This is a genomic window from Pseudomonas sp. 58 R 12 (assembly GCF_900005865.1).
GTDB lineage: Bacteria > Pseudomonadota > Gammaproteobacteria > Pseudomonadales > Pseudomonadaceae > Aquipseudomonas > Aquipseudomonas tritici.
Window position 1 is genome coordinate 501,749 of record NZ_CVTP01000028.1, and the last position, 14,651, is coordinate 516,399.

16 protein-coding genes and 1 pseudogene are annotated in these 14,651 nt (G+C 55.7%); 5 read left to right on the plus strand and 12 right to left on the minus strand.

Translation table 11 applies throughout. From position 1 onward, the window contains the following. Window positions 1-327: 327 nt before the first annotated feature. The 4 genes from BFP95_RS26705 to BFP95_RS29250 form a co-directional block, all read right to left on the minus strand. On the minus strand, window positions 328-1,356 hold the full coding sequence (locus BFP95_RS26705; protein WP_065910933.1) for an AraC family transcriptional regulator: 1,029 nt from the start codon (window positions 1,354-1,356) through the stop codon (window positions 328-330). Beyond that, window positions 1,353-2,483 (minus strand): carbon-nitrogen hydrolase family protein, encoded by a 1,131-nt coding sequence (locus tag BFP95_RS26710; RefSeq protein WP_065876013.1) that lies wholly within the window; start codon window positions 2,481-2,483, stop codon window positions 1,353-1,355. Before BFP95_RS26710 ends, BFP95_RS26705 begins: the two co-directional genes overlap by 4 nt. Window positions 2,484-2,821: 338 nt before the next feature. Further along, a complete protein-coding gene (locus BFP95_RS26715; RefSeq protein ID WP_065910934.1) occupies window positions 2,822-3,139 on the minus strand; it encodes a hypothetical protein in 318 nt (105 codons plus the stop codon). Between the two features lie 63 nt (window positions 3,140-3,202). After that, window positions 3,203-3,517, minus strand: a complete 315-nt coding sequence (locus BFP95_RS29250; RefSeq protein WP_256534329.1) for a zinc-binding dehydrogenase — start codon at window positions 3,515-3,517, stop codon at window positions 3,203-3,205. Window positions 3,518-3,978: 461 nt separating this feature from the next. Here BFP95_RS29250 and BFP95_RS26720 point away from each other — a divergent pair, with 461 nt between their 5' ends. Continuing rightward, window positions 3,979-4,416, plus strand: coding sequence for a GNAT family N-acetyltransferase (locus BFP95_RS26720; RefSeq protein ID WP_065910935.1), 438 nt, complete (start codon window positions 3,979-3,981; stop codon window positions 4,414-4,416). A gap of 71 nt (window positions 4,417-4,487) precedes the next feature. On the opposite strand, the gene BFP95_RS30135 is transcribed toward BFP95_RS26720, so the two are convergent. After that, window positions 4,488-4,775, minus strand: a complete 288-nt coding sequence (locus tag BFP95_RS30135; protein WP_256534330.1) for a hypothetical protein — start codon at window positions 4,773-4,775, stop codon at window positions 4,488-4,490. On the opposite strand from BFP95_RS30135, the gene BFP95_RS26725 reads away from it, so the two are divergent. Continuing rightward, window positions 4,762-5,469 carry an efflux RND transporter permease subunit gene (locus tag BFP95_RS26725; RefSeq protein WP_056861407.1) on the plus strand — a complete coding sequence of 236 codons (708 nt, stop codon included), beginning with the start codon at window positions 4,762-4,764 and terminating at the stop codon, window positions 5,467-5,469. The two genes, BFP95_RS30135 and BFP95_RS26725, sit on opposite strands and share 14 nt — an antisense overlap. 181 nt (window positions 5,470-5,650) lie before the next feature. Here the strand turns inward: BFP95_RS26725 and BFP95_RS26730 are convergent, their stop codons facing one another. Genes BFP95_RS26730 through BFP95_RS26740 form a run of 3 tightly spaced genes read right to left on the minus strand, consistent with a single transcriptional unit; the run spans window position 5,651 to window position 8,432 of the window. Next, window positions 5,651-6,511 (minus strand): SMP-30/gluconolactonase/LRE family protein, encoded by an 861-nt coding sequence (locus tag BFP95_RS26730; RefSeq protein WP_065910936.1) that lies wholly within the window; start codon window positions 6,509-6,511, stop codon window positions 5,651-5,653. A 38-nt stretch (window positions 6,512-6,549) separates the two neighbouring features. Next, window positions 6,550-7,023 carry a DMT family transporter gene (locus tag BFP95_RS26735; protein ID WP_015371102.1) on the minus strand — a complete coding sequence of 158 codons (474 nt, stop codon included), beginning with the start codon at window positions 7,021-7,023 and terminating at the stop codon, window positions 6,550-6,552. Between the two features lie 11 nt (window positions 7,024-7,034). Then, the gene (locus tag BFP95_RS26740; RefSeq protein ID WP_053139078.1) at window positions 7,035-8,432 is read right to left on the minus strand and encodes an amidohydrolase family protein; all 1,398 of its coding nucleotides are present in this window, start codon (window positions 8,430-8,432) and stop codon (window positions 7,035-7,037) included. 145 nt (window positions 8,433-8,577) lie between these two features. Here BFP95_RS26740 and BFP95_RS26745 point away from each other — a divergent pair, with 145 nt between their 5' ends. Further along, window positions 8,578-9,489, plus strand: coding sequence for a LysR substrate-binding domain-containing protein (locus BFP95_RS26745; protein ID WP_015371104.1), 912 nt, complete (start codon window positions 8,578-8,580; stop codon window positions 9,487-9,489). Here BFP95_RS26745 and BFP95_RS26750 read toward each other — a convergent pair. Beyond that, window positions 9,402-10,649: an MFS transporter gene (locus tag BFP95_RS26750; RefSeq protein WP_015371105.1), complete on the minus strand. Its 1,248-nt coding sequence runs from the start codon at window positions 10,647-10,649 to the stop codon at window positions 9,402-9,404. The genes BFP95_RS26745 and BFP95_RS26750 overlap by 88 nt on opposite strands. 88 nt (window positions 10,650-10,737) lie before the next feature. On the opposite strand from BFP95_RS26750, the gene BFP95_RS26755 reads away from it, so the two are divergent. After that, window positions 10,738-11,532, plus strand: a complete 795-nt coding sequence (locus tag BFP95_RS26755) for an AraC family transcriptional regulator (protein ID WP_041931406.1) — start codon at window positions 10,738-10,740, stop codon at window positions 11,530-11,532. Window positions 11,533-11,627: 95 nt separating this feature from the next. Here BFP95_RS26755 and BFP95_RS26760 read toward each other — a convergent pair whose 3' ends face one another. Beyond that, complete coding sequence (locus tag BFP95_RS26760) at window positions 11,628-12,410, minus strand: substrate-binding periplasmic protein (RefSeq protein WP_065910937.1); 783 nt, start codon at window positions 12,408-12,410, stop codon at window positions 11,628-11,630. A 339-nt stretch (window positions 12,411-12,749) separates the two neighbouring features. Next, entirely contained in the window at window positions 12,750-12,911 is a 162-nt protein-coding gene (locus BFP95_RS30475) for a chemotaxis protein CheB (protein ID WP_371914471.1), read from the minus strand. 201 nt (window positions 12,912-13,112) lie between these two features. On the opposite strand from BFP95_RS30475, the pseudogene BFP95_RS29665 reads away from it, so the two are divergent. Next, window positions 13,113-13,241: pseudogene (locus BFP95_RS29665) on the plus strand (transposase); the annotation flags it as partial. 402 nt (window positions 13,242-13,643) lie between these two features. Here the strand turns inward: BFP95_RS29665 and BFP95_RS26770 are convergent. Continuing rightward, window positions 13,644-14,477 carry a helix-turn-helix domain-containing protein gene (locus BFP95_RS26770; protein ID WP_056858389.1) on the minus strand — a complete coding sequence of 278 codons (834 nt, stop codon included), beginning with the start codon at window positions 14,475-14,477 and terminating at the stop codon, window positions 13,644-13,646. Between the last annotated feature and the right edge of the window lie 174 nt (window positions 14,478-14,651).

A 14,651-nucleotide genomic window follows, 5' to 3' on the forward strand; every position in this document is an offset into this window, starting at 1 on the left:
GTCACCTGGTCACGGATGCGCCTACCCTAATCGAATCCATTATGTGATTGCAATTGCAATGATTGCAATCGCACCTCAAGTCCTGGCGGCTAAATCCATAAAGCGCTGCTACGTTTAATCCTGGAGTGCAGGAACGTCATGGCGCAGACATTTTTTCGTCATCACGGCACTTTAGGCTGTTGATGAATGTCATTTGTTTGCAACCGCTGTTAATTCAAAAAAGGAGTCCCCCATGGACGATTACCAGGAAGAGCTGCTCGAGTACCAGGCCTTTGAATGGGACCCGCTGGAACCCGCAGACGATGCAACCGAGCTGTAAGACCGACTTCAGGCGGAATGCCGCTGACTGCGGCGAAATTCCCCTGGGGTCTGGTTGTTCCACCGCCTGAACGCCCGCTGGAAGGCTTGGGCGGAGGCAAAACCGAGCAAGTAGGCGATCTCGCCGAACGCCAGTTCCGTATCGCGAATATAGGTCATGGCCAGGTCGCGGCGGGTATCGTTGAGAATGGCGCGGAACTGAGTGCCTTCTTCGGCCAGTTTGCGGCGTAGCGTCCAGGTCGGCAGCTTCAAGCGTGCCGCCACTTCTTCCAGGTCGGGTTCCCGGCCACCATTGAGCATCGGCCCGAGCAACCGGGTAATGCGCTCGCGCAGGCTGCGGGTGCGAGTCAATTGCTCCAACTCTCTCTCACAAAGTTGTAACAACAGGTTCCAGGTACTTGGGCAGTGCTGCGGGTTGCGCAGGGCCAGGGTTTGCTGGTTGAGGCGCAATTGGTTGGCCTCGGCGCTGAAGTGAATGTCTCCGAGCGCGTTGTAGTGATCGGCATACACCGGTGTTTCAAATTCGATGTCGATGCGTTGTGCCTGCACCCGGTGTTGGGCCAGGCTCGACAATTGATGCAGCCAGCCGGCGATGATCGAGTCGACCACAAAGCGGTTGAAGGCGTTGTAGGGGCTGATGGAGTAGAAGCGCAGCCAGGCGCCTTCGGCATCTTCGACAAAACTCGACTGCCCGCGATAATTGGAGCCGTACAGTGCTTCGAAGCGCGTCAATGTGCGCGCAGCCTCGCGTACGTTGGGCGCCTGGGCGGCGGTGACGCCCGCGAGCCCTGCCTGGCTCAGGCGGCTGAACTGGCCCATGCGCAAACCCAGGCCCGGGTCGCCGGTGAGCTGGATGGCCGCATGGCCAAGGCGCATGTAACGCGGGATCGACAAGCGTGCACCGGCCTCGGCGAGGCGCGCCGGGTCGAGGCCGTATTGCAGCAGCAGCGGCTGCGGGTCCAGGCCGTGGCTGTGGATGGCATCCGCCAGGGTGTGCACGAAGCCCACCGACAGGTCCCCCAGCCGTACGGGCTTCACAGCCAGATATTCAACAAGCGCGCACCACGGGCGTCGCTATCTGCGCTGATTTGCCCGTTGCTGCTGAGGAAGCTATGCCCAGCGGTGCCCAGGTCCCAGAATTGTCCACGCAGGAACACGCTCATGCCGGCGCTTGCCTGACTGACGGGGGGCTGGCTGATCAGCGTGAGACGGCGCCAGGCTTCGCCTTCACTGAGTTCTTCGGGCTTGAGGCTGATTTCAGTCGGGGTGGACACGCTTTTGAAACCGCGCCATGGGCCGTCCCAGGTGTCACGTCCCAGCACAAAGGCCGGCACTGCGATCAACTGCGCGCCGTGTTCGTTGAGTTTGCGGTAGTTTTCCGGGTACCAGCTGTCGCTGCCCACCAGCACGCCCAGGCGACCGGCCGGGGTGTCGACCACGCTGACGACGTTTTCATCACCTGGTTCGATAAAGCCACGTTCATCGTAGATCGGGTAGAGCTGACGCTGCGGCTCGCCGACGGGCAAACCGTCGGCGCTGAAGACCACGCTGGCGTTATACAGCGCACCATGGCCGACCTGCAGCTGTCCCTGACTGACGCTTGGGTTGGGCAGGGTGATGGAGCCGGCCACCAAGGTCACGCCAAACTCCTTGGCCAGGCCGCCAAACAACACCTGATAGTCCCGCGCCATGCCATCGGCTTTCATGCGCAGGTAGGCGTCGTCGGTGCGGTTGTCGCCCGTGGCGCTGATCCACGCGCGCGCAAACATCAGTGGGTTGCTGACCGACAGCCAATTCATCGCATCTTTCGCGTGGAGAGCCTGGTAGACCTCGTTCTTCTCGCCTATGAGCATCAGCCAGGTGCCAATATGTTCGGGCAGTACCACGATGGTCTTGTCGTTGATCAGCCCTTGGTCGCGGGCTTTTTGCAGGTAGGCCGACAGCTTCAGGTGCAGGCGTTCCAGGCTCTGGTAGTCGGCCGGAAACAGCTCCGGCTGGATGCCCAGCAAGTTGCCACGGTCAGCCGGCAGGCCTTCGTTGACGGCAAGGGTGATGCGCAGGTCCGACAGGTAATGCGCCACGGGGCGCTCCTGGGTCCAGACCAGATACGCGGCGACGGCGGCAACCAGGGCCATGGTGACGGTAAAAGCGAGAAGTTTACGCATGGGGCAACAGACAACAGACCGTGTGCAGGGCGTGGGTAATCACTCATTATGAGATTTTGCCCGACGGCATATCAATCAGTTACGGCTAATCTTTCAGATTAAGTGAGTTTTTTTTTGCAGCTACTCTGACTTTCTCGCCGAACTTGAGCTTCACTTATGGAATTCGCAGTGATTACGGGATCTCAAATGACACAAGCTCCAGAAGTCCTCGCACGCAGTTGTTGCCTAAGGCTCATCGCCTCTCGATAGGCCGACTTTTCGGTCCAGTGCCTCACGCAACCAAAGTCGCCGGTTGCTTTTTGAAGTGGCAAAGGCGCTACAGCCAAAACAACCGATGCTCAGTACGGGAAATATTCAGCGCCCAGTTCTGTGCCCAAACGCTCTTTCAAAGCTGAAGAAAGTTTGTTTACCGCGCTCAACGGACCGTGGTGAACGCCAACGGCGACGATTTCTCCTTCCAAGCCTCGTGTCAGTGTCACTACACCGTGCACGGCGACGTTGCCGAACGCCTGCGCCTCATATTCGAACAGTTCCCGATTCCCGAAGCTGGCACTGAAGGTAACCGAGTGAGTCTCATACAGCGCGCCAGCGGCCTGTATGACTTTGATGATCGCATCCCTCCCTACGACCTTACGTTCGAGTACTGACGAAATCATGGTCGCGTCGGTCGCTAACTGGTTTAACCACGGGGGGAGTTAGCGACGGGGTGGATGGCGCGCTCATGGTGTGACCCTCAGCACGACCTTGCCCGATGTGCTTCCTTGCTCCACCAGCGCATGCGCCTGTGCGCCTTCGCTAAGTAGCAATTCGTGGCTAACGTGTGGCGTCAATTGGCCGGACCCCACCCACGCCGCCAACTGTTGCAGACCCGCTCCATCTGGCTCTACCGCAACGCTAGAAAAGCGCAATCCGGAAGCAGCCGCCAACGCGGGCATGTGAGAATGACTGAGGCCCATTGACGTCACTACGATGCCGTTCGGCTTGAGCACCGACAACGAACGCTCGGCATACCCATTGCCAGCGGTATCGAACACCAAAGCATGCCCTCAGATGTGCCCCCAATGTAGCAATCCACTGGAAGTGAATGGAGCTCCATGGTTTGTGGAGGGGCAAAAATGATCAGATGAACAGCCAGCCCGACGAGGCCTAAAGACTCCCAGGATAGCCAAAAAACATTTTTACTAGGCTCTAAAGCGGTATTTACAGCCAGAAAAAATAGAATTATGCCCCCATTTTTGCCCCCATTTGCACTGGGTGTGCGAGCGATCGCGAGTGGCGATTTATGACATGGATCTGGGTGGCAGTGGCTGGTATTCAGTGCGCCTCCGGATACTGGATGAGCAACCCGAATGTGGCAGGTCCGTGGTCGTTCGGAAACTGCCGACACAGCGGGCAAGTGAGATTGGGGAGTTGTTGCCACACGATTGGAGCCACCCTTGATAGCCCAGATATGTAAGGATGCTTTCATCACACGGATGGAAAAAAGGAAGATGCCATGGACGCAGTAATCCGGCTTGCCAAACTTGCCGATATCGATGCGATTTTTAAGATTCGAACCAGTGTTCGGGAAAATCACTTATCTCAAGATCAGTTAACGGAGATAGGCATAACGCCTGAAGCTATAAGTCAGGCAATTTCAGAGAATCCGTGCGCTTGGGTCGCGGAGGTCAGTGGCGTTCCAGTCGGTTTTTCGATGGTCGATATTGAAGATGGTTGCGTATTCGCGGTCTTCGTCTTGCCGGAATTCGAAGGGTACGGGTTGGGGCGCAATCTGATGCACAAAGCAGAGTCTTTTCTATTTCAAATCCATCAGAAGATATGGTTAGAAACCGCTGAAGCAAGCCGTGCGAGCGGATTCTATAGAAGCCTTGGCTGGCAGCCCGTGAAGAACCTACCGGAAGGTGACATTCGTTTTGAGAAGCAACTGAAGTAAAGCGAGAATAAAGGTATCGAGACGGTTAGATGGGCGCCCGGCCAATTGCGCAAGGTGTGTTTGGCGGACGCTTACGAAGCAGCAACAGGCCATCGCCCAATCGACCCTGGTAATCCACCGTCCCACGGCTGGGCGTAAAGGTGCAGGCCATCGACGACGTGCTTTACGACGCCTTCGGTCAGCGACAGATTGCGATAATTTTTACCCAGCTTGATCAGAACCACGTGTTCCTTGAACTCGACCCGAGCTGGTAAACATCCGCCGCCACTCTTGAACATTTGTTTGTCCGCGCAAGTTCCGGCGCCATGGTGCCGGAACTTGCTGGCCAGCGTCAAGACCCAATAAGTGCCGATCATCATCAATCATCAGGGCGTGTTCCCGGCCATTACCCTGTCGTTCGACCTCGCGCCCGGCCATGCCCTGAGTGAAGCGGTCACGGCGATCAATCAGGCGTCCCTGGCCGTCGCAATGCCCGATACCGTGCTGGGTAGTTTCCAGGGCGCCGCTCAGGCCTTCCAGGATTCATTAAAGTCACAACCCTGGCTGATTCTCGAGGCGATCCTCACGGTTTACATCGTATTGGGTGTGCTGTACGAGAATGCTATTCACCCGTTAACCATCATATCTACCTTGCCGTCAGCTGGTTTCGGGGCACTGCTGGTATTGATGCTCTGTGGTCAGGATCTATCGGTGCTGGGGATGATCGGCATGATTTTGCTGATTGGTATCGTCAAAAAGAACGCGATCATGATCGTCGACTTCACGTTGCAGGCCCAGCAGCAGGGCCTGTCGCCCCGAGATGCGGTGCGCGAAGGTTACCTGTTGCGCTTGCGGCCGATTCTGATGACCTCACTGTCTGCCTTGCTGGGTGCCTTGCCGCTGGCGTTCGGGCACGGTGCCGGCTCCGAGTTGCGCCAGCCATTGGGCATCGCAATTGCCGGTGGCCTGGCGGTGTCACAGATTCTGACGCTGTACACTACGCCGGTGGTTTATCTATGGTTTGAACGCTGGCGTCGAAAAACACTGCTCGACCGCGCTGAGGTTACGTTTTGAAACCCTCAACTGCCCAAAAAACTCTGCACCCGGTCGGGGTTTTGCAATTAAAGCCATTCTGACTTGTAACAACCAACCCATAGTTAGCGGTGACGAAAGGCAGAAATCGGCCAGAAGCGGTCATTCATACGCGTCTACCAAGTTGGCATTCAGAACGGCGCGACAGGCTAGCACCCACTATTCAGTGCAGTCGTCCTGTAAATCGCTCTTCAGGGAATCCGGCAGCTAAAACGGCTTCGGCTTTTATCAGCGTGCCATCGAAATCTGTCGGCTTATCCAGCCCTATCCGTGCGCTGGTGCTGTACAGCGTTGCATAACCGGGGCCCCCTAATACTGGGCAAGTGGTCTGAACACACGGGGATTCGATCACACGGTCAACTCTGCCGTCTGGCGCGTAACGCACCACCCTGCTGCCGCCCCATTCGGCATTCCAGAGAAAACCCTGCGCATCAATACAAGAACCGTCTGGAGCACCCTGACCGTTGACTGTAGTGAATACACGCTGGTTTTCTAGCGACGGGTAATCGCAGCAGAAAATGCATCCTTGCAGGGAGTCCGCGTAATACATGGTGGAACCGTCCGGGCTAAAACAGATGCTGTTCGGGATCGCCACTGCGGGAAGGTCCAGAGTTTCTGTCTCGAGCGCTGCCGCGTTGAGCCGATGAAATCTGCCTATGGTTTGCACCTGCTCACCGGCGTCCATTGTGCTGAATACAAAGTTGCCCATGCGGTCGCAGCGGCCATCATTGATCCGGGTTCCGGGCACGCCAGGGGTGGCTGTGATTTTGCTGAAACGACCGGTGCTCAGGTTATAGTAGCCCAGGCAGGATGCCAGTCCCATCAGCAATACGTCCTCGTCTGCCGTGAGGGCAAATGACCCTAGCGGCTCTGGCAGGGACCAACGCTGTACTTCGCCTCTTTCGGGGTCCAGAGCACGCAACTCGCAGCCGGGGATGTCGGTCCAGAACAGGCGTTCGGTTCTTTCACACCAGACAGGGCACTCGCCAAGAAGACTGGTGGTGTCGGTTAGGGCATCAAACATGGTTGCGTCCTACGAAACAGGATGGGCAAACAAGGCAGTCAGTTGGAGAAAAGCGCTGACCACCTGTCACCGAACAGGGCGATGGCCAGTCCTGCGAGCATCACCATCGACCCGGCCAACTTGATGAGAGACACCGGCCTTTCCGATGCCCCCATCAATCCGAAATGATCGATAACCAGTGAGGAGATAATCTGACCTGCGATAGCGAGGCCCAGCAGGGCTGACAGGCCGATTTTTGGCGCAAGCACCACATAACTAAGCAAGGCACCGGCACCCAGCAGACCGCCCAGCAGGCTCCACCAGGGCTGGGCAGGTATAGCCGCCAGTGAGGCCACTATCCCGCCACGCATCAATGAAAAGACGCCCAGGCACACCGCTCCGGCAGTAAATGAGAACAGCGCCGCCGCTACGGAATCTCCACCCACACCTTTAGCGAGTTGACCATTCAGCGTGGTCTGCAGGGTAATGCCAAGCCCCGCGGCGATGGCCAGCAGGTAGTAAGCTGCGTTCATTTCGCGCCTCCTTACTTGGCTGACTCAAGCGGCATGAATGTCTCGGCAAAAATATCCGGCTGGTAGCCTGCGGCAGCAAACAGATGCTCACGGGATTCGTCGATTGCTGCACGCAGCCTTTCGCTGTCCACGCCCAGCACCTTGCCGCCGCGCTTGACGATGCGCCCGCCAATCATGACCGTGTCGACATTGCTGCGTTCGGCCGCGTGTACCACGGTGCCGAATGCGTTACCCGACGGGTAAAGGTTGATGTCCTGCGCATTGATAAGGATCAGGTCGGCCTGTTTGCCGGGGGTCAGGGTGCCGACTTTGTCCTGCAATCCTGCACAGGTGGCGCCGTCAAGAGTGGCGGCTTTGAGCAGGCCATGAGCCGGCAGGGTCACCGGATGATGCTCTGCGCCGCAGCAGCGCTGCTGGTGCATGCCCATGACGCGTTGCAGGTAGAACGCCACCCGCATCTCCATGAACATGTCACCGCTATAGGAGGTTTCGTTATCGACACTCAGCCCCGGGCTGATGCCGTGACGCTGGGCCGACTGCATGGCGAACATTCCATCTTCAATGCCGTAGTGGGCATCTGAACGCGGGCATACGTTGACCCGCACGCCAGCCTCGCGAATGATTTTCCAGCCGGCGTCCGGCAGCGCTGTGCAGTGGTTGAAGATGTTATCGGGGCGCAGCAGACCCTCGCGATGCAAACCCTCCAACTCAGCTGCCATGTCCCCGCCGAAGAATTCGGTAATGATAGGCAGCCCCAAGCGCCGGGCCTCAGCCCATAGCTCAGGCTCCAGCTGCGCCATTACCGCCAGCGAGAGCAGCGGGTTGTCACCGTTCTTGACGTATTTCCCCTGGAGACGCTCCAGGTTGCCGGGCCAGTGGGCTTTGTCCCACTCACCAGAAACTGGCGCACCGGAGGCGTGTACAGACCGGATACCAGCATCGAGCAGCGCCTCGACCGCGGCGTCGGAGTGCGCGCCGGTGCGGCTGTTGTGCGAGTTATCGACCACGGTCGTGATGCCCGCATCGATGCACCCCAATGCAGTCAGTAGATTGCCAATATACATGTCAGCCGGGCGATAGTATTTGGCGAACGAGAAGTGCGTTGCGTTGCAGTAGTCTTCCAGGGTTTCGGCATTCGGATTGATTCGACGCAGTTGGCCCTCCCAGGAGTGACGATGCGTATCGACCATGCCGGGCATGGCAATCATGCCGGATGCCTCGATAACCATAGCGTCGCCGGCCTCGATGTTTTCACCTATGGCCGTGATGGTGCTGCCTTCGATAAGGATATCGCCGCGCGCCAGATTGCCGATATCACCGTCCATGCTCAGCACAGTGGCGCCGCGGATAAGGGTGCGGGCGGCCTGAGCGGTCGGGGCCTGCACAATGCTGCGGTTATATTCAGCCATTTTCTGTACACCTCTTCAAATTTCGTTGGAAGCAATGTACGCAATGCGATACTGCGGGAAAAAGATGGTTAAACTGTTTTTATTATTCAATATCTACGAATAATAACGACTTTACCCGATCACTGCTTTGAGGCTGCTAACAGTCATGGACCGTATTCAAGCGATGCAGGTTTTCGTACGTGTGGCTGAAGCAGGAAGCTTTATCCAGGCGGCGCAGACGCTCTCTCTGCCGGCCTCCACAGTTACCAGCAGCGTTAAAAATCTTGAGAAGTACTTGCAGGTACGCCTGCTGAACAGAACAACGCGTCGGGTCAGCCTGACCTCTGAGGGCGCACAATATCTGGCGCAATGCCGGGAAATATTGGAGCTGATCGAACACACAGAGACCAGCCTGACGGATTCCGTAAAACGGCCACAGGGGCGTTTGCGTGTCGATATGCCGGGTGGCATTGCACACTTCATCGTCATGCCAAACCTGCAAGACTTCTACAGGCGCTACCCGGATATCTACCTGATGATAGGCGTCAACGATCGGCAGGTTGATCTGGTTCAAGAGGGTGTCGATTGCGTTATTCGTACAGGCGAGCTCGATGACTCAACGCTCGTTGCGCGCCCACTCGGTCGGTTTCGCTGGGTAACCTGTGCGTCTGCCGCCTATCTCGAAGAGAACGGCACTCCGCAAAATCCGCAAGATTTGTCTCACCACCGGGCCATCCATTACTTCTCGGGCCGCGCAAGGCAAGCAGGTGAAATGCGCTTTGCCCGTGGTACCGAAAAAATCTCAGTCCCGGTGAACGGCACAGCGGCCGTCAACGAGACTGGGCTTTACATCAAAATGTGCCTTGAAGGCTTCGGGCTGGTGCAGCTCGCTGAGAACGTGGTCAGCGAGCATCTGCGAGAAGGGCGACTGGTCGAAGTGCTTGCTGACTGGCAGCCCGCATCGGTTCCTGTTCACCTGCTATACCCGCATCAGCGCTTTTTATCGCCAGCTGTGAGCGCATTCGCTGACTGGATTGCTGGGCTTGTTCGCGACGATGATTCAGCAGATTCAAGTTGAACGTTGCGCCCGGCCAGCATGCCGGTGAATGCTCCGGCTACGGAGATTGCGGCTGTGATCAGCAGCGGTCCTGTCCAGCCACCGGTCCAGTCGTGCAGTTGGCCCAGCAGCAAGGGGCCTGCGGCTGCCATCAGGTAGCCGACGCACTGCGCCATTCCTGAAAGTGCCGCCGTGTCACCGGCATTTTTTGTGCGCAAGCCGATGAAGGTCAGGCCGAGCATCATGCTGGCACCAGAGCCGAAGCCCAGGACCGCGGCCCACAACATGGCGTAGTCTGGCGCGTAAATGAGCCCGATCAGGGATGAGGCGGTTAACAGGCTGACGGTAGCGGCTGCCAGTTTCTGGTCTTTGAGACGACGAAGCGTGGCCGCCAGAATCAAGCCGGGAATGGCCGTCGTCAGTTGAAGCGTGCCGTGTACCGTGCCTGCTTGCTCCGGGGATATGCCATGGTCCATCAGAATGGTCGGCAGCCAGCCGACGGCGACATAAAAAGGCATCGCGTTCAGCCCCATGAACAGTGTGACCTGCCATGCCAGCGGCGAACGCCAGACGGCCACGGTTGGCGCTTGTTTCGGACCTGACAGATTTACGTGTTCGTGTTTTTTCAACTGCGGCAGCCACACCACCAGCGCCAACAACGGGGCTGCGACCAACAAACTCAGGGCAATCGGCCATCCCCATGATTGGGTCAGCGGAACTATTACGGCTGAACCGACAGCGCCCGCTGCACCCATGGTGATGGAATAAGCGCCGGTCATGGACGCCATTTTTGTCGAGAAGTCGCGTTTGATCAGGCCGGGCAGCAGCACGTTGCCCAGGGCGATCCCAGTGCCTATCAATATCGTACCGGCGTACAACACCCATGCGCTGCCTGCGGAGCGGAGCAGGATGCCCGCTGAAATGACCAACAGTGCACCGAAAAGCGTGCGCTCGATGCCGAACCTGCGGGCGACCGATGCGCTGAGCGGGGAGAAGGCTGCAAAGGCAAGTAATGGCAGTGAAGTAAGCAGGCCTAGAGCTGAGGCGCTCAAGCCAAAATCATTCTGGATCAGCGGCAAAACGGGCGCGATGCTGGTAAAGGGAACGCGCAGGTTCACGGCGATAAGCAGAATGCCTGCGACGAGCGCGATGGCATGCCACTTGTTTTTTGTATCTGACATATTCTTTATCTGTCCTCTTAAAAGAAGACAACTGTAGAGAACTTCAGAACCGGCTAATATAGATATCAAGACACCTGATATCTAAATTATGCCAAGCTCAAAAAATGTCGTTTCCTCGCCGGAAGATTTCGATTCAGACCTTTTCGCCCAGGCAGCGATTGCCCTCAAGGTTGCGCCTGACCTCAATGATTCGGGTGCCCGTCCGCATGATCATCGCAAAGGCCAGCTCATCCTGTCTTTGCATGGCGCAGTGAGCTGTGAGGTGCAAAATGCACTCTGGCTTGTCCCTCCCCAGCACGCCGTATGGATCCCGGGCGGCACGCCGCACAGTTGCCGAGTGACCGAAAACGCCCGGACCTGCTTTCTGTTCGTTGAGCCCGGTGCGGCAGCCATGCCTGAAGAATGCTGCACGGTTGCCATTACGCCCCTTGTTCGGGAGATGGTCCTGCATCTCGCTGAACAGGAACCTGCTTACCATTCCGAGGGCAAGACAGCTCGGCTGGTTGCAGTGCTGCTTGAGCAGCTTTCCGATGCCCCGCTGAAAGAGCTGCATTTGCCGATATCAGACCACCCCAAGATCAAACAAATCGCGGATACGCTCTTCTCAGATCCAGGCGACCGAACCACGTTGCGCGAGTGGGCCACTCGGCTTGCAACCAGTGAACGAACGCTGGCCAGGCTTGTAGAAAGCACGACCGGGCTGAGCTTCGGACGCTGGCGTCAACAATTGCATTTGATGATCGCACTGAGTCATTTGGCGGAGGGGGTATCCGTGCAACGTGTGGCGGGCATCCTGGGATATGACTCTGTTAATGCATTCATCACTATGTTCAAGAAAGCACTGGGTAAACCGCCTACTCAGTATTTTTCCTCTCTGCGCTAGTGCTCTGCTGGCTGATACAAAGCGCCGAGGCTGTAGAACGATCTGTCTGCTATTGGCCGATGTGGGACCTTCGTGAGAGGCAGCAGTCGATGCGTTCAATGTGAAGGACCTTGGAGCCATTTTTTGACGATAGCGTGATATGTGCCATCTTGCTTGATCCGATCCAATTCTGCCCTAAACCGTTCTACGGTTGCGTCTGGCGTAGCTGGACTGAAGGCCATGTACAGTCCTTCTTCACTTGATAGCTCGGGTAACGGCAGTGAACGCACCATCGTCATTTCAGGATCATCCCCATTCTTGCGCATAAGGTGAATGGCGTTGAGCTCATTGGAGATCCACAGCTCAACGTGATCGACCTTAAGCTTGCGGTAAGTGTTCTCGTACATGCTGCTAGACAGTAACTCTTTGCCCACCTGGAACCCGTGGGCCATCATGTACTGCTCACCAACGTCCTGTTTGACAGTCGCGATGTGATACTGACGTGCATCGTCGAGTGAATTCAGCCAAATAGGTCTTTCGGACAGACTGAACAGAAACCACCTCGTCGGTGCGATGGCTCCGACCCATTTGAAGAGATGTTCCCGCTCTTGGGTTCTTGCCATCGAATAGATCAGGACGTTGTCGGAATGTTGCGCTAAATCATAGGCGCGAGCCCAAGGCAGAATCTCAATCTTGGAGTTGAGCCCGAGACCGGCCATAACTGCTTGCACGATTTCCGTACTCAGGCCTGTGACCACTCCGTTTTCTGCCATGTTGTATGGCGGCAATTCCTCAGTGACAACCCGAATCGGCGCTGTAGCCGGATCTGAGGCGACGGAGATGCCTGAGGCAGCGAGTAAGAGGAAAGCGCACAACTGCCTTAAAAGCGGGGAGAACATTTTGCACCTGTGTAAGCACCGAATCCTGTGGGTAAGTCGGACTTCATGAACCTTAGGTATTGTCTGTCTTATAGGCATTAAGACTCGTTCTCACCTTAGGAGTTCATCCACATGAAACCTGAGTGTTGGCTTGCACTTCCTTTGAAGGCTGTCGCTGTATGTACGCAAGGGGAGTAACAAAAACGTATATGCTTGTTTTCATGTGTGCTGCTACCCCATCGCGAGAGAGCGTTGTTACGAGCACCCCATCCCTTGTTGAAAATATCACAAGTCGCGCGGGTTGAGCACCTACGCGCAAGATTATGCACCGTTACTCGCGGGATGAGCTAGAGGAGTGAGCTAAGTAAGCACGCCAATAACCGCACTCACCAGCGCTGCCGCCATGTTGTCTTTGTTGACTATGGCGTCGGGATGGTCTCGCTGAATGATACTGTTAGGCACGCTGGCTACAACTGCATCCTGTGGTTCCTGAACCAAGCACTTACCACCAGCTGCTGCCACTGTGTTGGTGTCCCTGGACGCCGCCGCAGTCTCCGCCTGAAAGAACAACGCAAATAACGCGTGGCCCAAATACCTCCGCCGCCGTAGTGGTCGCGGTAGGGACGGCAGTTACCTGCCGCCCCCCGCTCAGATCCGTACGTGCGGAACTACCGCATACGGCTCCTGCCTTGGGTACGTGACGCGAAGCGATCCTCAGGGTAAGGATGTGCACTCTTAGCGATCCCGCGCTCAACACTGGCCCAATGGGTCGGACAGACCGGTGTACAGCTTCAGGCACTGGTTGATGCTTTGCGAGAAGCGGTTCTAGCGCAACGAGTGCATCACACGGATAGAAAAAAGGAAGATGCCATGGACGCAGTAATCCGGCTTGCCAAACTTGCCGATATCGATGCGATTTTAAGATTCGAACCAGTGTTCGGGAAAATCACTTATTGAATCGCCCCTGATTTTCTAGACGCCTTTGACTGGCTCCTTTTGGCTGATCTCTGCCCTTCGCGAAGGGCAGCAATCGGCCGATTTTGTTGAAAAAGTCGGCGTCCCCAAGTGGTCGGAACATTTCGACCCGCGCAGCGAGGCCGTCGATGGATTTTCAAAAGTCCACCGGTTTGGGGTAGGGGTACATTTTTTCGACTTTTGCGTCGGGTCGCATCATGGCGGGGCTGGCTCCGGAAAGAGAGCGGGAGCGCAGCATACATAACGGAGCGAAATAACTACTGCGCGAAGCAGATGGCTTTAATAGAAGTGCATTCTGCTAACAAAGTTTTCCTTGAGTATACGGTTTTTATAGTCCAGCGGAGTTACACTGACCAAACGTTTGAATTCTCTTAAAAAATGAGGTTGATCACTGAAACCCAAGTCAAATGCTAAATCGCTAAACCCAATATTATTATGATGAATTTTATAAATCGCGGACTGGCAGCGAATGATGCGACAGAACATTTTTGGTGTCATTCCCAGATCATCGTGAAATGAGCGCTGTAAAGTTCTAATGGTATAGCCCGTTAGCGACTCCAGATTTTTAATACACACATTCCCTTGGGCTTGGCAAATCATATTTACGACTGGAAGAGTCAGCTTTAATGATTTTCGCGGAGCTGTATTCGTCAAGAAAAATTGCTTGAGAAAAGTGAGTTGCGTTATAAAGCTTTTCTCACGCACTACCTGCTCAAAGACACGTTCGGCATTATCGCTAACGTCAAGAAGGTCGAAAGAGCCTTCAATCAACTCTTCCGCAGAAAGATTTAAAAAATCAGGAACAAAGCCAGGTGAAAACCGCACGCCAACATAGCGGCGCCCCTTGCAAAATTCCACAGAACCGGCTTGCAGCATTGTTCCATGTACGCTTACAGAAGGATTGGTGTCATCACAGTCAAATATTATATCGATACAGCCGTCCGGAACCGACAGCATGAATGCCGAGGATAGTTTTGTTTCAAAACTATAAAAGTGTGAAATTAACGGACTGTCCGATATCGAAACTGAAAATTCTTTAGCGGCTTGCAACACAAACCATGGTTGGTGGGAGTGCATGCTTAAATAGGGACAAGCCAATGAAGATACTGACATAACCTGCACCTGCTTATTAAAATGATCACCTGAGTCCAAGCAGGTATCGTGCCATGTCGGTTGATAATAAATTTTGCAAATGTCGTGAAAATTCAATACTTAAAAATATCAGAGTTATAGGTTTGTTCCAGCCGAAAAATCGCTACAGCGCCTAGGCTTGATCACTAAGGGGGC

Coding starts and splice junctions, on each gene's coding strand:
- BFP95_RS26750 (WP_015371105.1), bottom strand. CDS start 10,649: ATGTCAGATACAAAAAACAAGTGGCATGCCATCGCGCTCGTCGCAGGC.
- BFP95_RS26720 (WP_065910935.1), top strand. CDS start 3,979: ATGGACGCAGTAATCCGGCTTGCCAAACTTGCCGATATCGATGCGATT.
- BFP95_RS26735 (WP_015371102.1), bottom strand. CDS start 7,023: ATGAACGCAGCTTACTACCTGCTGGCCATCGCCGCGGGGCTTGGCATT.
- BFP95_RS26730 (WP_065910936.1), bottom strand. CDS start 6,511: ATGTTTGATGCCCTAACCGACACCACCAGTCTTCTTGGCGAGTGCCCT.
- BFP95_RS26715 (WP_065910934.1), bottom strand. CDS start 3,139: ATGATTTCGTCAGTACTCGAACGTAAGGTCGTAGGGAGGGATGCGATC.
- BFP95_RS26755 (WP_041931406.1), top strand. CDS start 10,738: ATGCCAAGCTCAAAAAATGTCGTTTCCTCGCCGGAAGATTTCGATTCA.
- BFP95_RS30135 (WP_256534330.1), bottom strand. CDS start 4,775: ATGATGATCGGCACTTATTGGGTCTTGACGCTGGCCAGCAAGTTCCGG.
- BFP95_RS26740 (WP_053139078.1), bottom strand. CDS start 8,432: ATGGCTGAATATAACCGCAGCATTGTGCAGGCCCCGACCGCTCAGGCC.
- BFP95_RS26760 (WP_065910937.1), bottom strand. CDS start 12,410: ATGTTCTCCCCGCTTTTAAGGCAGTTGTGCGCTTTCCTCTTACTCGCT.
- BFP95_RS26745 (WP_015371104.1), top strand. CDS start 8,578: ATGGACCGTATTCAAGCGATGCAGGTTTTCGTACGTGTGGCTGAAGCA.
- BFP95_RS26770 (WP_056858389.1), bottom strand. CDS start 14,477: ATGTCAGTATCTTCATTGGCTTGTCCCTATTTAAGCATGCACTCCCAC.
- BFP95_RS26710 (WP_065876013.1), bottom strand. CDS start 2,483: ATGCGTAAACTTCTCGCTTTTACCGTCACCATGGCCCTGGTTGCCGCC.